Source organism: Gottfriedia acidiceleris (assembly GCF_004138285.1).
Taxonomy (GTDB): Bacteria; Bacillota; Bacilli; order Bacillales; family Bacillaceae_G; genus Gottfriedia; species Gottfriedia acidiceleris_A.
This window is the reverse complement of record NZ_SCFN01000004.1, coordinates 110,510-123,197: the sequence shown is the minus strand read 5'-3', so window position 1 is coordinate 123,197 and position 12,688 is coordinate 110,510. Positions and strand designations below refer to the sequence as shown.

At 34.0% G+C, this 12,688-nt stretch carries 14 protein-coding genes and 1 other annotated feature; all 14 genes read left to right on the top strand.

What is annotated here, in order from left to right; translation table 11 throughout:
- Nucleotides 1–178: 178 nt before the first annotated feature.
- On the top strand, nt 179–1,003 hold the full coding sequence (gene pgeF, locus EP747_RS07245) for a peptidoglycan editing factor PgeF (RefSeq protein WP_129689201.1): 825 nt from the start codon (nt 179–181) through the stop codon (nt 1,001–1,003).
- 4 nt (nt 1,004–1,007) lie between these two features.
- Nucleotides 1,008–1,682 carry a YggS family pyridoxal phosphate-dependent enzyme gene (locus tag EP747_RS07240; protein ID WP_129689200.1) on the top strand — a complete coding sequence of 225 codons (675 nt, stop codon included), beginning with the start codon at nt 1,008–1,010 and terminating at the stop codon, nt 1,680–1,682.
- 5 nt (nt 1,683–1,687) lie between these two features.
- A complete protein-coding gene (locus EP747_RS07235; protein WP_129689199.1) occupies nt 1,688–2,197 on the top strand; it encodes a cell division protein SepF in 510 nt (169 codons plus the stop codon).
- A 4-nt stretch (nt 2,198–2,201) separates the two neighbouring features.
- Complete coding sequence (locus EP747_RS07230) at nt 2,202–2,462, top strand: YggT family protein (RefSeq protein ID WP_129689198.1); 261 nt, start codon at nt 2,202–2,204, stop codon at nt 2,460–2,462.
- 67 nt (nt 2,463–2,529) lie between these two features.
- On the top strand, nt 2,530–3,303 hold the full coding sequence (locus EP747_RS07225) for an RNA-binding protein (RefSeq protein WP_129689197.1): 774 nt from the start codon (nt 2,530–2,532) through the stop codon (nt 3,301–3,303).
- Between the two features lie 89 nt (nt 3,304–3,392).
- Nucleotides 3,393–3,881: a DivIVA domain-containing protein gene (locus EP747_RS07220; protein ID WP_129689196.1), complete on the top strand. Its 489-nt coding sequence runs from the start codon at nt 3,393–3,395 to the stop codon at nt 3,879–3,881.
- 55 nt (nt 3,882–3,936) lie between these two features.
- Nucleotides 3,937–4,159 (top strand) — a binding site (T-box leader).
- Between the two features lie 197 nt (nt 4,160–4,356).
- Nucleotides 4,357–7,113 (top strand): isoleucine--tRNA ligase, encoded by a 2,757-nt coding sequence (gene ileS, locus EP747_RS07215; RefSeq protein WP_129689195.1) that lies wholly within the window; start codon nt 4,357–4,359, stop codon nt 7,111–7,113.
- Between the two features lie 160 nt (nt 7,114–7,273).
- Nucleotides 7,274–7,639 (top strand): hypothetical protein, encoded by a 366-nt coding sequence (locus EP747_RS07210; RefSeq protein ID WP_129689194.1) that lies wholly within the window; start codon nt 7,274–7,276, stop codon nt 7,637–7,639.
- Between the two features lie 115 nt (nt 7,640–7,754).
- A complete protein-coding gene (locus tag EP747_RS07205; protein ID WP_129689193.1) occupies nt 7,755–8,447 on the top strand; it encodes a CAP domain-containing protein in 693 nt (230 codons plus the stop codon).
- Between the two features lie 256 nt (nt 8,448–8,703).
- Nucleotides 8,704–9,027: a TraR/DksA family transcriptional regulator gene (locus EP747_RS07200; protein ID WP_129689192.1), complete on the top strand. Its 324-nt coding sequence runs from the start codon at nt 8,704–8,706 to the stop codon at nt 9,025–9,027.
- A 71-nt stretch (nt 9,028–9,098) separates the two neighbouring features.
- Entirely contained in the window at nt 9,099–9,557 is a 459-nt protein-coding gene (lspA, locus tag EP747_RS07195; RefSeq protein ID WP_129689191.1) for a signal peptidase II, read from the top strand.
- Nucleotides 9,554–10,462, top strand: coding sequence for an RluA family pseudouridine synthase (locus EP747_RS07190; protein ID WP_129689190.1), 909 nt, complete (start codon nt 9,554–9,556; stop codon nt 10,460–10,462). The genes lspA and EP747_RS07190 overlap by 4 nt, the downstream gene beginning before the upstream one ends.
- A 186-nt stretch (nt 10,463–10,648) precedes the next feature.
- Complete coding sequence (gene pyrR / locus EP747_RS07185; RefSeq protein ID WP_129689189.1) at nt 10,649–11,191, top strand: bifunctional pyr operon transcriptional regulator/uracil phosphoribosyltransferase PyrR; 543 nt, start codon at nt 10,649–10,651, stop codon at nt 11,189–11,191.
- A gap of 138 nt (nt 11,192–11,329) precedes the next feature.
- On the top strand, nt 11,330–12,628 hold the full coding sequence (locus tag EP747_RS07180) for a solute carrier family 23 protein (RefSeq protein WP_129689548.1): 1,299 nt from the start codon (nt 11,330–11,332) through the stop codon (nt 12,626–12,628).
- The last annotated feature ends 60 nt before the right edge of the window (nt 12,629–12,688 follow it).

Genomic DNA, 12,688 nt, shown 5'->3' with positions numbered 1-12,688 from the left:
AATTGTCTACCACTTCGAGTACGATTCCTTGCTGCTAATTTATACTTTCGAAAGTGAAAAAAATAACTGTGTTTTGTCAAAAATAATCAAAAATGTGAAATCTATGGTAAAATATAGGAAACCATCAACTGGTTTACATATATATTTACTAAATTAGTTTCTGTGAGGTCTTATAAATATGAAAGAGAGCTTCATTCAATCGACTGAAAGTACTTTTATGATTCAACCTTGGGAAGACTCATACAAACATTTAGTTGCAGGATTTACAACAAAAAATGATGGAGTTAGCCAAGGTTGTTTCACTTCTTTTAATCTTGGATTACATGTAAATGACTCGAAGGATACTGTCGTAGAAAATAGAGAACTCCTTGCGAGTAAATTAGAGTTTTCAAAGGCGAAATGGATTTGTTCAGAACAAGTTCATGGGAATAATGTAGTAAAAGTGACAAAAAAAGATTGTGGCAAAGGTGTTACTGATTACGAAACTAGCATCGAGACAACAGATGGTTTTTATACGAATGAGGAAAATATATTATTAACTTCTTGTTATGCAGATTGTGTTCCATTGTATTTCCTTGAACCAACAAGTAAATTTATTGGTTTAGCTCATGCAGGTTGGAAAGGTACTGTTCAAAACATTGGCGGACGTCTAATCGAAAAATGGATTAAAGAAGAAAACTTAAAACTAAAAAATATCCAAGTTGCAATAGGGCCATCAATTGGTGATTGTTGTTATGAAGTGGATGATTTTGTGATGAATAAGCTAAATGAAGCTTTTGAACACAAGATTCCCAATAATATTTTAACCACTTTACATAACGGGAAATTCAAATTGAATTTAAAAGAAGCAAACAAACAATTACTCATTAAATCGGGCATTAGTGAAGAAAATATAATCATGACAAATTATTGTACAAGTTGTAACCCGAACATATTTTTTTCTCACCGTAGAGATGGTGGGAAAACAGGAAGAATGATGAGTTATATTGGTTGGAGGAATTAGCATCATGACAGTCAAACAAAATTATGAACGTATTAGTGAACAAATTAATGCAGCCAAAGTAAGAGCAGATCGAAATGATGAAGTCACTTTAATAGCAGTTACTAAACAAGTATCTACTGAAGTGGCTAAAGAAGTTTTAGCTGAAGGGATACATCAATTAGGCGAAAACCGTTTTGAAGGTCTAAAGGAAAAACAAGATCACATCAAAAATGATGTTGTTTGGCATTTTATTGGTTCACTTCAAACTAGAAAAGTAAAAGACGTCATACATAGAATAGATTACCTACATTCTTTAGATCGACTATCCTTAGCAGAAGAGATACAAAAAAGAGCAGCTGAACCATTAAAATGTTTCCTACAGGTCAATGTATCTGGAGAAGACTCAAAGCATGGCATACATCCAAATGATGTAATCGAATTTGCTAGACAGCTTTCAGAATTTAATAAAGTACAAGTTGTTGGGTTAATGACGATGGCACCCTTCACGGAGGATGTAACGATCATTCGAAATAGTTTCAGAGGATTAAAGGAATTACAAGAAAAAGTAAAAGATCTACAGATTGCAAATATTCCATGTTCTGAATTATCAATGGGTATGTCTAATGATTTTGAGATAGCAATAGAAGAAGGTGCTACATTCATAAGAATAGGTACTGATTTAGTAGGAAAGGGAAGGTAGAGAAGATGAGTATTATTGGGAAAGTAAGAAACTTTTTTGCAATGGAAGATGAGTATGAAGATGATTATGAATACGAAGAGCAGCAACATCAACATCAACAACAACAACAACAAAAACAATATCAACAACAGCATCAACAACAACAATTTTCTAAACATGTAAATGAAGAAATAAACCATGAGCGAAATGCATCAAAGCAAAAATTAGTAAGTATACCAGGAGGAGCTTCTTTGTCGTCAAAAGTTGTATTAGCGCAGCCGCGTGAATATGCAGAAGCACAGGATGTTGCAGACCATTTAAAATCAAAAAAAGCAGTTGTGATCAATTTACAACAAATGCAAATCGATCAAGCTAAACGCTTTGTTGATTTCTTAAGTGGTACTGTTTATGCAATAAGTGGAGATATAAAAAAAATTGGTACAAATACGTTTATTTGTACACCTGATAATATTGATATTTCTGGAACGATTACAGATATGTTATTTGAGGAAGACAATTCCATTAAAAGGTGGTAATTAAATGGATATACTTTTTTTTATTTTATACAAATTAATCTCATACTATAGAATCGTCATCGTAATTCATATCATTTTATCTTGGTTCCCTCAAATAAGACAATCAGGCTTCGGTCGCTTAATTGGTAGGTTATCAGAACCATATTTAGAGCCGTTCCGTCGAATTGTTCCGACAATCGGTATGTTTGATTTTTCACCAATTATTGCATTATTTGCTTTAGAATTTGCTGGAATTGGTATTGCAAATATTTCTCGTTTCTTTTAAGAGAGAATCTAACAGGTTCTCTTTTTTAATTAATATTGATAGTTTGATGAAAAAGAGGATTGCATCAATGAGTATTTATGATCATTTTCGAAAAGAAGAGCATGTTTTCGTAGACAAGGTTCTCAGTTGGAAGGAACAAGCAATTGAACGCTATTCTATTAAGTTGACGGATTTTCTTGATTTAAGAGAACAAATGATTATGCAATCAATTATCGGTAATCAAGGGGAGTGTTTTGTCGCTTTTTTTGGTGGTCGTGAGGATTGTGAACGAAAGCGTGCAATTATTTATCCGAGTTTTTATACACCAGTTGAAGAGGACTATTCTTTAGTTGCATTTGACTTAGTTTATGCAGCTAAATTTCACACTTTATCTCATCGGCAAGTATTAGGATCATTAATGTCTTTAGGTATCACAAGAGGAAAATTTGGTGATATTCTAATTAAAAATGATATGATTCAAGTAATTGTTACTGATGAAATAGCAAGTTTTGTTGAAAATAACTTAATTTCTGTAGGAAAATCGCCAATTAAATTAAGGAGAATTTCATTTAAAGAATTGATTGAATCAGATGATGTTTGGCAAACTAATAATGGGACTGTATCATCACTAAGATTAGATGTCTTATTAAGTGAATTTTATAATATATCGAGACAAAAAGCTCAAAGCTTAATTAAAGCCGAGCACGTTAAAGTAAATCAGCGAGTTATTGATTCTACTTCGTTTTTATGTGAAGAAGGAGATTTATTCTCTGTAAAAGGTTTTGGTAGAGGAATGTTAATGTCAATTGATGGCTTATCAAAAAAAGAAAAATGGCGGATAAACTACGGTGTTAAAAAATAGTCAGAAATTGTAGAAGGAAAAACGTAGAAACTGTCGAAAATTTATTATAACCTATTAATAAAGAACACACTTACATGGAGGTGGCTTAATTGCCTTTAACACCACTTGATATTCATAATAAAGAATTTGGTAAAAGTTTTCGTGGCTATGACGAAGATGATGTTAACGAGTTTTTAGATCAAGTCATTAAAGATTATGAATTAGTTATTCGTGAGAAGAAACAATTAGAAGAACAAATTCTTGATATGAAAGAAAGATTAAAGCATTTTTCTACTATAGAAGAAACTTTAAATAAGTCAATTTTGATTGCGCAAGAAGCTGCTGAAGATGTAAAAGGTAGTGCCCAAAAAGAAGCGAAATTGATCATTAAAGAAGCGGAAAAAAATGCTGATCGTATTATCAATGAAGCTTTAATTAAATCTAGAAAAGTTACGATGGAATTTGAAGAGCTTAAGAAGCAATCCAAAGTTTTCCGAACTCGTTTAAGAATGGCAATTGAAACTCAATTAGAAATGTTAGGTCATGAAGATTGGGATCATATTTTAGAAGATAAAGAAAAAGAAGAAATCGCAAACTAGTCGTATAAGCCTTGACGATTTGTAAAGTTTTACATATAATTTATTAGATATTAATAGTAAATCGGTGACAGGGAAGAGTACTTCTATAAAACTAGGTAGCGAGTCAAGGATAGTGTAAGCTTGATATAGAAAATAGAAGGAAAATCACCCTAGAGTGCTTTTCTGAAAATGAGTAAGAAAAGACGTTTCATTCACGTTATGAATGCTAAGTGGACAATGATTTAATCAAATTTATTGTCAATTAGGGTGGTACCACGGGAACCTTTCTCGTCCCTTTTTTGGGATGAGGAAGGTTTTTTGCGTCTTATACGATTTATTATACATAATAGACAACTCCACTAATAAAAGGCTTGTAAGATGGATACAATGCGTTAATGTGGAATTTAAAAAATGTAAAGTAAGCTGGCATAGAGTAGTTGGACTTGCCTAAAACGGCTAGCTTTAAATCAATCAAGTTAAAAATGGAGGAAAGCAAATGGAGTACAAAGATACGTTACTTATGCCAAAAACTGAATTTCCTATGAGAGGAAATTTACCTCAACGTGAGCCACAAATTCAAGAAGAGTGGAACAAAAAAGATATTTATGCAACTGTTCAAAAACATAACGAAGGAAAACCGTCATTTATATTACATGATGGACCACCATATGCAAATGGTGACCTTCATATGGGACATGCACTTAATAAAGTATTAAAGGATTTCATCGTACGTTTTTATAATATGAATGGATACCGTTCTCCTTACGTTCCAGGTTGGGATACTCACGGTTTACCGATTGAACAAGCATTAGCAAATAAAAAAGTAAATCGTAAAGAAATGTCAGTAGCAGAATTCCGTAAACTATGTGAAGAATATGCATACGAGCAAGTAGAGCGCCAAAAAGAACAATTTAAACGTTTAGGAATTTTAGGTGATTGGGATCGACCATATATCACACTTGAAAAAGAATATGAAGCTGAACAAATTAAAGTATTCGGTAAAATGGCTACTAAGGGATTAATCTATAAAGGTCTTAAACCAGTATATTGGTCTCCATCAAGTGAATCTGCACTTGCAGAAGCGGAAATCGAATACCAAGATAAGCGTTCAGCATCAATCTATGTTGCATTTGCAGTTGAAAATGGGAAAAATGTTCTAAACGGTGGAGAGAAATTCATTATTTGGACGACAACTCCATGGACAATCCCAGCTAACCTAGCTGTATGTTTACATCCTGAATTAAGCTATGATGTTGTATCTGTAAATGGTGACAAGTTCGTAGTTGCTAGTGAGTTAAGAGAATCTGTAGCAAAAGAACTAGGTTGGGAAGATGCAGTAGTTGAAAAGACTTTCAAAGGCGGAGAACTTGAAGGAATCATTTGTAAGCATCCATTGTATGATCGCCAGTCAGTCGTTATTTTAGGTGATCATGTAACAACTGACGCTGGTACAGGTTGTGTTCATACTGCACCTGGTCATGGTGAAGATGACTTCCGTGTAGGTCAACAATATGGATTAGAAGTACTTTGTCCAGTAGATGAAAAAGGTGTTCTAACAAAAGAAGCTCCTGGATTTGAAGGTTTATTCTATGATGAAGCTAATAAAGAAATTACAAAAGCATTAGAAGAAAAAGGTGCTTTATTAAAATTACAATTTATCACACACTCTTATCCACATGACTGGAGAACGAAAAAGCCAATTATCTTCCGTGCAACTGCACAATGGTTTGCATCAATTGAAGCAATTCGTAAGCAATTAATGCAAGCTGTTCAAGATACTAAGTGGTTCCCAGCTTGGGGTGAAACTCGTCTATTTAACATGGTTCGTGATCGTGGAGATTGGTGTATTTCACGTCAACGTGTATGGGGAGTTCCGATCCCAGTATTCTATGCTGAAGACGGGGAAGCAATTATTACTGAAGAAACAATTGAACATGTTTCGAACTTATTTAAAGAGCATGGTTCAAATATTTGGTTTGAAAAAGAAGCAAAAGAATTATTACCAGAAGGATTTACACATCCTGGTTCACCAAATGGTAACTTCACTAAAGAGAAAGATATCATGGATGTATGGTTTGATAGTGGTTCATCACATCAAGCGGTGTTAAACACTCGTGAGGAATTATCTTTCCCTGCTGACATTTACTTAGAAGGTTCTGACCAATACCGTGGTTGGTTTAACTCTTCATTAAGTACAAGCGTTGCTGTAACAGGCCAAGCTCCTTATAAAGCTGTAGTAAGCCATGGTTTCGTTTTAGATGGTGAAGGTCGCAAGATGAGTAAATCAATCGGAAACATCGTCCTACCATCAAAAATTATGAATCAGTATGGTTCAGATATTTTACGTCTATGGGTAGCTTCTGTAGATTATCAATCAGATGTTCGTATTTCTGACGCATTAATGAAACAAGTTGCTGAAGTATACCGTAAAATCCGTAATACGTTCCGTTTCTTACTAGGAAACTTAGATGGATTTAACGCAGAACAAGATGCTTTAAAATATGAAGAGCTACGCGAATTAGATCAATACATGCTAGTTAAGTTAAACAATGTGGTTAAAACTGTTCGTGAATCATACGAGAAATATGAATTTGCAAATGTTTACCACACAATTCAAAACTTCTGTACAACAGAATTAAGTTCATTCTATTTTGATTTATCAAAAGATGTTTTATATATTGAGCCAAAAACGAATAAAGATCGTTTAGCAATTCAAACTGTATTACATGAGTCATTACAAGCACTAACTCGTTTAGTAGCTCCAATTTTACCTCATACAGCTGAAGAAGTTTGGTCACATATGGCAGGTACTGCAGTTGATAGTATTTTCTTAACTGAAATGCCAGATATTAAAGATTTCGGCGATACTCAAAGCTTAGAAGCTAAGTGGGAAAAATTCATGGATTTACGTGATGACGTATTAAAAGCACTTGAGGTTGCACGTAATGAAAAAGTAATCGGTAAATCTCTAACTGCAGCAGTGAAAATCTATCCTAATGCAGAAGTAGCAGGGTTATTAAACTCTATTAATGAAGACTTCAAACAATTATTAATTGTTTCTCAAGTAGAAATTGCAAATAGCAATGAGCAAGCTCCCGAAACAGCGCAAAAATTTGATACTTTAAATATTGAAGTAACTCCTGCGACAGGTGAAACTTGTGAACGATGCTGGGTAGTTACAGAAGAAGTTGGAAAAGATGAAGTACACCCTACACTTTGTTTACGTTGTGCAAGTGTTGTAAAAGGTATGTAATCAATAAGTGGTTAAGCACTAAGAGAAGAGTCGAAAGATTAAACTTTCGACTCTTTTTAATTTAGATTGGTTTTAATATTTTTCAAAAATTGTAAAAAAGGATGTATTGGTGTATGGTATGTATACAGTACTAAAATAAGAGATAAGAGGTTAATACATAATGAATTATGAAAATAATCCAAATTGGAATAAATTAACTGAATTAATGAAGAAGAGAGTAGAATTAAGAGAAAAAGGATACAGCTACCAAGAAATAGCTGACTTAGAGCAGAAAAGTCGTTCAAGCATACAACAAAGTATCAAACGCTCATATTACCTGTTAGGTATAAAGGAACCAGATATTAAAGGAATTCTTAAAAAAGAAATTGATAAGTCTGTTGATATTGAAGGAATTAGGAATGAAATGCTTGAGGAAATGAGAAAACAAGGAATTAGAGAATTTATAAAAGATTTTATTAAAAGAGAAGATGTAAAAGAAATTCTTAAAGAAGAATATAGAAAAGAATTAGAAGATGAAAAAGGATGATTGTTAGTAAAATCTTCCTTTTTTTATTTTTAGGTTGTATGTATGTATGTGTTAGTGTACGATTGTTCTTGTAAGCGATAACAACAACTAAAAACAAACATTGGGGGAATTCAATTTGAATAAAAACATCAAAAAAGTAACTCAAACAGTTTTAGGAATTGCAATCGCAGCGCCAATGGTTTTGGGATTAGGATCAAATGCTGGAGCAACTTCAGGTGCAGTAACAGCTACTAAAGTAGCTGTAAAAGTCAAAGCCAGCAATAGCGCTAAAATTGTTGGATATCTAGCTAAAAATCAAAAAATTAACTACTCGGCTTACAATAGTACATTTGTAAAAGTTAGCTATAAAGGTAAGACAAGATATATTCTGAAAAAATACGTAAAATATGTTCCGCCAACTAAACCAACAACAAAACCAGCAACACCATCAAGTCCAACAACAACACCATCAAACCCATCTACACCAGCTAGCTCAAATGCCTCGATTCAACAACAAATTTTAGATTTAGTAAATATCGAGCGTGGTAAGGGTGGATTAAAGCCATTAATACTATCTAGTTATCTAAATGGAACAGCTCAAGCATGGTCACAAACAATGAGTAACGCGAACAATATGTATCATTCAACATTAAGCTTTAAAGGTGGATATAAAGGAGAAAACATCGCACATGGTCAAACAACAGCGAAGGAAGTAATGACTGATTGGATGAATTCACCAGGACACAGAGCGAACATCATGAACGCTAACTTTAAACAACTTGGAGTAGGTAAGGTAGGAACTTATTGGACTCAACAATTTACTGATTAATAATACTACTCAATGGTTTAGTGAAATTTTTGCAAGATATAAGTAAAACCCGCAACAGGAAATTGAGCCTTTGCGGGTTTTTTTATTGAGATCTAAGCTATTTATATTCCGATTCTGTTTTTTTTAAAATCCTTGAGAGCAATAATTATGAATGGAAATATCTATAGCTATTTCCTTTAAAGGAAAAAGTTTCACCTATTATCGACTTCAATTTGAGGGAAAAGTATTTTTACATAATAAATTGGGAGTGAAGAAGATGAGGAGCAATGAAATTTTCTATATTAAACAAGAGCTCGAACTAATTAAAAATGAATTGCTACATCGTTTATTTTCTGAACCAATAAGTTCTTCTGATATTGAGCAGCATCATTCAATTTTCGAGGAGACAAATAAACATCATATACTCGTTGAAGACATGCAAAATGATTTATATGATATTGAGATTGCCTTGCAAAAAATTGATCATGGATTATTTGGTTATTGTGAAGTAACTGGGCAAGCTATTCCAATTGAAAAATTAAAAGTGCTTCCAACAGGTCGAACGGTAGAGGATTTTAGTTTTGTAAGAAATCATTACTAATACTATTCATTGTATAAACGTTTCCCCTATGCTAAAATTTGATGAGATATCTAATAAGGTAGGGGATAAATGTGGCATATATTATTGCGTTAATTGTCATTTTAATTGATCAGCTGACAAAACTTGCAGTATTAAAGAAGATGTATTTAGGAGAAAATATTGAAATAATTAAAAATATTTTTTACATAACATCACATCGCAATAGGGGAGCGGCTTGGGGAATGCTCCAAGGAAAAATGGGCTTCTTTTATTTAATTACGTTTGTTTTTGTGGCAGCAGTAATTTACTTTATTCAAAAGCACGCAAAAGGGGATCGCTTCCTTGGTTTATCTTTAGGGTTAGTCTTAGGTGGTGCGATAGGTAATTTTATTGATCGATTCTTCCGTAAAGAAGTAGTTGATTTTATTCATGTATATGTTTTTAATTATGATTTCCCTGTATTTAATATCGCAGATTTAGCTCTTTGTGTAGGCGTTATTTTATTATTTATTATTACTTTATTGGAAGATAAAAGAGGAGTTAAGAAATGACAGTTTTTGCTTTTACAGTTCAAGAGGATCAACATTTAGAAAGAATCGATACGTTTATTGCAACTCAAAATGATGAGTGGTCAAGGTCTCAAGTACAAACATGGTTAAAAGAAGATTTTGTATTAGTGAATGGTGAAAAAATTAAACGTAATTATAAAGTAAAACAAGGCGATGAAATATCAGTTTCAGTACCTGATCCAAAGCCATTAGAAGTAATAGCTGAGAATATTCCACTAGATGTTTATTATGAGGATGCGGATGTTATTGTAGTAAATAAACCACGTGGAATGGTAGTTCATCCTGCATTAGGTCATGAAACGGGTACTTTAGTGAACGCTTTAATGTATCATTGTAAAGATTTATCTGGTATAAATGGTGTATTAAGACCTGGTATAGTACATCGAATCGATAAGGATACTTCAGGGTTATTAATGGTTGCAAAAAATGATGTAGCTCATGAGAAGCTTGCAGAGCAATTACGTCAAAAAACATCTGTACGTAAATATATTGCAATTGTACATGGGGTAATTCCGCATGAAGAAGGCACAATCGATGCGCCAATCGGAAGAGATAAAAGTGATCGTCAAAGTATGACAGTTACTGAAGATAATAGTAAAGAAGCAGTCACTCATTTTAGAGTATTAGAGCGATTTGAAGAATTTACTTTAGTTGAATGTCAGCTTGAAACAGGCCGTACTCACCAAATTCGTGTTCATATGAAATACATAGGATACCCGTTAGCTGGTGATCCTAAGTATGGACCACGTAAAACATTAGATATAGATGGTCAAGCACTACATGCAGCTGTTTTAGGATTTAATCATCCAAGAACAAATGAGTATATAGAGTTTTCAGCACCTATACCAGAAGTACTAGAAGATATTATTGAACAATTACGCAGATAACTGTTGACAATGATTTTATTATAGGTCATAATGAGGACAGTTGAATGAACCTTTAACACAACCCCGTGAGGTTGAGAAGGAAGCGGAAAAATGAAAAGGGATAATTGTATCCTTTTGCGCTACCCTCTTGTCCATCGGGCAAGAGGGTTTTTTGCTTCTACACTATAAAAGTAGGAGGTAAGGTAAATGACTGAAAAAGCAATCATCTTAGACGAACTAGCGATCAGACGTGGTTTAACAAGAATTGCACATGAAATGCTAGAAAATAACAAAGGTATCGAAAATGTTGTTTTGGTTGGCATTAAAACAAGAGGTGTCTATCTCGCTAAACGTATTGCAGATAGAATTAAACAGATTGAAGGTAAAGATGTAATAATGGGTGATTTAGATATTACTCTTTATCGAGATGATTTATCGACAAAGACAGAAAACAAAGAACCATTAGTGAAGGGTTCAAATGTTCCTGTTGACTTAACAAACAAAAAAGTAATTTTAGTTGATGATGTGCTTTACACAGGTAGAACAGTTCGTGCCGCAATGGACGCTGTTATGGACCTAGGTAGACCGGCACAAATACAATTAGCAGTTTTAGTAGATCGAGGACATCGTGAGCTTCCAGTAAGAGCAGACTATGTTGGTAAAAATATTCCAACTTCAAGTAATGAAAAAGTAGTCGTAGCATTAAAGGAAACAGATGACCACGATAAAGTAAGTATATTTGAAAAATAGAAGTCCCTTTTAAATTTGGTCCAGAGAGGCTAACAAAGGGTCTAGTTAGTTGCTGCCTTATTTAAAGCAACGCACTCGGACTCTTTGTGTACAATCACAAAGAGTTTTTTTATTGGGAGAATTGGAGGAAACAACTTGATGAAACAAAAACCTGTCCTAGAGATAAATGAAAAACCGAATATAGGTCAATGGATTTTCCTAAGTTTACAACACTTATTCGCAATGTTTGGATCGACAGTATTAGCTCCGATCTTAATCGGCATAAACCCTTCAATCGCACTAATTTCAAGTGGGATTGGAACAATCGTGTTCGTACTAATTACAAGAGGTAAAGTACCATCTTACCTTGGATCATCATTCGCCTTCATCGCTCCGATGATCTACGCGAAAACAAATTTAGAACCTGGTGCAGCGTTCGTAGGGGTTTTCATCACAGGTATTATTTATGCAGTAATCGCACTAATCATTAACAAAGTAGGCGTGAAATGGTTATTCAGAGTATTACCACCAATCGTAGTTGGACCGGTAATTATCGTAATCGGACTGAGCTTATCAACAGTAGCGGTTGGAATGGCAATGAATGGAGCAGACGGCAAATACAGTTCAACATCAATCGCAATCGCATTAATTACACTAGCAATCACAATCATAACAGCATTGTTTACAAGAGGATTCTTATCAGTCATACCAATCTTAGTAGGAATTATCGGTGGATATATCACTTCAATCTTCTTTGGAATAGTGGATTTCACAAAAATTGCAGAAGCAAAATGGATAGCAATACCAGATTTCTCAGTACCATTTGTAGACTATACACCACACATTACATTCCAGTTACTGATTATCTTTGTACCAGTAGCGATCGTAACAATCTCAGAACATATCGGACACCAAGTAGTACTAGGAAGTGTCGTAAATAAAGATCTAATTAAAGATCCTGGATTAGATAAATCATTATTCGGAGATGCAGTTTCAACAATGATAGCAGGTTTAATTGGTGGTCCTACTACTACAACATACGGTGAAAACATTGGTGTACTAGCAATCACAAGAGCTTACAGCGTATACGTATTCATAGGTGCTGCAATCTTGGCCATGTCATTCGGATTCATCGGAAAAATCTCAGCGGTGATTAGCTCAATCCCGACACCTGTAATGGGTGGTATCTCCATCCTATTATTCGGAATCATCGCTTCAAGCGGATTACGAGTACTAGTAGAAAACAAGACTGATTTCGCTAAACAACGTAACTTAGTTATCGCTTCAGTCATTCTAGTACTAGGAATTGGTGGAGCAGCAATACACATTGGTAATCAATTCGCATTAGAAGGAATGGCTTTATCAGCTTTAATCGGAGTTGTACTAAATTTAGTCCTACCAGAAAACATTGGTGGCGATCGTACAATTGAAAATAAGGATGAGAGCTTAACTTCATAATTGACTTTTAAATGGGGCATTCTTACAGTGAGAAGACTCCAAAAATAAAACAGATGAAAT

Bases quoted from the DNA above. Each gene is read 5' to 3' on its own strand.
- pgeF (WP_129689201.1), top strand. From the start codon at position 179: ATGAAAGAGAGCTTCATTCAATCGACTGAAAGTACTTTTATGATTCAA.
- EP747_RS07240 (WP_129689200.1), top strand. From the start codon at position 1,008: ATGACAGTCAAACAAAATTATGAACGTATTAGTGAACAAATTAATGCA.
- EP747_RS07235 (WP_129689199.1), top strand. From the start codon at position 1,688: ATGAGTATTATTGGGAAAGTAAGAAACTTTTTTGCAATGGAAGATGAG.
- EP747_RS07230 (WP_129689198.1), top strand. From the start codon at position 2,202: ATGGATATACTTTTTTTTATTTTATACAAATTAATCTCATACTATAGA.
- EP747_RS07225 (WP_129689197.1), top strand. From the start codon at position 2,530: ATGAGTATTTATGATCATTTTCGAAAAGAAGAGCATGTTTTCGTAGAC.
- ileS (WP_129689195.1), top strand. From the start codon at position 4,357: ATGGAGTACAAAGATACGTTACTTATGCCAAAAACTGAATTTCCTATG.
- EP747_RS07210 (WP_129689194.1), top strand. From the start codon at position 7,274: ATGAATTATGAAAATAATCCAAATTGGAATAAATTAACTGAATTAATG.
- EP747_RS07200 (WP_129689192.1), top strand. From the start codon at position 8,704: ATGAGGAGCAATGAAATTTTCTATATTAAACAAGAGCTCGAACTAATT.
- EP747_RS07190 (WP_129689190.1), top strand. From the start codon at position 9,554: ATGACAGTTTTTGCTTTTACAGTTCAAGAGGATCAACATTTAGAAAGA.
- pyrR (WP_129689189.1), top strand. From the start codon at position 10,649: ATGACTGAAAAAGCAATCATCTTAGACGAACTAGCGATCAGACGTGGT.
- EP747_RS07180 (WP_129689548.1), top strand. From the start codon at position 11,330: ATGAAACAAAAACCTGTCCTAGAGATAAATGAAAAACCGAATATAGGT.